Below are 1603 nucleotides of genomic sequence, written 5' to 3'. Positions count from 1 at the left end.
CCGGGTAGCAGACAGGGGCGGGCCCGAGGCGGGGACGACGCGGCGGTGGGTCGGGCGGGGTACGACGCGGGGCCGCTCCCTGGCCTCCGGCCTTTCGAGGTGGGGCCCCAGGGCCCCCGCCTCGTCCCGCCCGAGGGGGTAGCGCGGCATCAGGGCCTGGAGCCGGCGCCCGCCCGCCCCGGTGCCGTCCCGCAGGGCGACGGCGAAGGCGGCCTCGTCGTAGGCCGGCCGGGCCAGGGTCGCGCGGGCAAGGGCGGACCGGGTGATCGGCGGCACGATCGCGCCGCCCTCCCGGCCCCCGGCGCCGTCCCGCCCGTGGCAGTCGCGGCAGCCCGGCAGGACGGGGGGCCGCCCGCCCGGGACCGCGGGCACTCCCCGGCTGCCCGAGACGAAGAGCGTTTCCGGATCGGCCTGACCGGCCGCGAGGCCCGGCGCGAGGACCGGGACTGCGAGGCCGAGGAGGGCGACGATCCGCGACGCCGCGAGTCTCACCGGGTCGGCTTCACTGGCTGGGTCGGCTTCATGGGGCCGGCACCGCCAGGAGCGCCGCGGCCAGCCGCTCCGGCGTCGCGTCGATCCCCTCGATCCGGGCGACGAAGCGGCCCTTGCGGTCGAACAGGAGGAAGAAGAAGTCGTGATCGGACACGGAGCCGAAGGACATCCCGAGCCCGTCGAGGAGCGGGATCAGCTCGCCGAAGCTCCCGGTCAGGAAGCGGCGCGAGGGCCCGGGCGAGAGCTGTTCCGCGTGCCGCCGCAGGTCCTCGGGCCGGTTGTCGGGGTCGATGGTCAGGGTCACGAGGCGGATGTCGTCGCGGCCCCGGGCCGCCAGCAGGTCCTCGACCTGGCCGACCTGGATGTCGGAGATCGGGCATTGCACCCGGCAGCCGATGAAGGTGAACGACACCAGGGTGACCCCCTGGCCGAGCACGTCGCGCCGGAAGCGCACCGCGCGGCCGTCGGTCCCGCGCAGCTCGGCATCGGTCACGACCGGTTCCCGCAGCCGGGCGGGCGCCTCGATCGGGGCCGCCCGCGCCGGCACGGTGACGGCGAGAAGGCCGGCGAGCGCCAGCGCGGCGGCTTTTCGCGGTTCCGTGCGGCTCATCGCGACCTCCCCGGGCGCAAAGCCACGATGGCGGGATCGGGCCGCAGCGGCGAGCCGTCCGCGAGGCTGACCGCGTAGAGCCCGGGCGAGGCCCGGAGCGCCGCCGTCACGAACGCCTCTCCCACCGGATCCGCCGCGACGTCGCGGACATCGCTGCCGTCGAGGGCGGTCAGCCGGAGCGGCAGCGCGCCGGGGGGCCGGGCCGCCGGCCAGTCCTTGAGGCGGATCGCCAGGATCACGGTGCCGGCTTCCCCCGCACCGACCTCGGCCTCGAGCCGCGGCACCGGCGGCGGCGGCGGCGTGGCCTCGAGGGGGATGGGCGGGCAGGCCGTCGTCCCGCCGATTCCCGTCGTGGTGACGAGCTCCCACGCCCCGCCCCGCGGCAGCTGCGCCGTCGCCTCGAAGGCCCCCTCCCCGCGCGGGACGAGCGAGCGCGGAAAGGCGGCGAGCGCCACCGGCGGATCGCCCTTGAGGTCGATCAACTGGGCGGGCGCGGAGGAA

General features: G+C 77.3%; 3 protein-coding genes. All 3 read right to left on the bottom strand.

Annotation, left to right across the window (positions count from 1 at the left end):
* Positions 1-492: hypothetical protein (locus VQ03_RS30475; RefSeq protein WP_048454686.1), on the bottom strand; the 492-nt coding region annotated here is incomplete at its 3' end.
* A gap of 28 nt (positions 493-520) precedes the next feature.
* Positions 521-1102: an SCO family protein gene (locus VQ03_RS30470; protein WP_048454685.1), complete on the bottom strand. Its 582-nt coding sequence runs from the start codon at positions 1100-1102 to the stop codon at positions 521-523.
* Positions 1099-1603: hypothetical protein (locus tag VQ03_RS34195; protein ID WP_048454684.1), on the bottom strand; the 505-nt coding region annotated here is incomplete at its 5' end. The genes VQ03_RS30470 and VQ03_RS34195, both read right to left, overlap by 4 nt.

The organism is Methylobacterium tarhaniae, assembly GCF_001043955.1.
Lineage (GTDB): Bacteria > Pseudomonadota > Alphaproteobacteria > Rhizobiales > Beijerinckiaceae > Methylobacterium > Methylobacterium tarhaniae.
The sequence above is the reverse complement of the archived record's forward strand: the minus strand, read 5'-3'. Positions and strand labels throughout refer to the sequence as shown.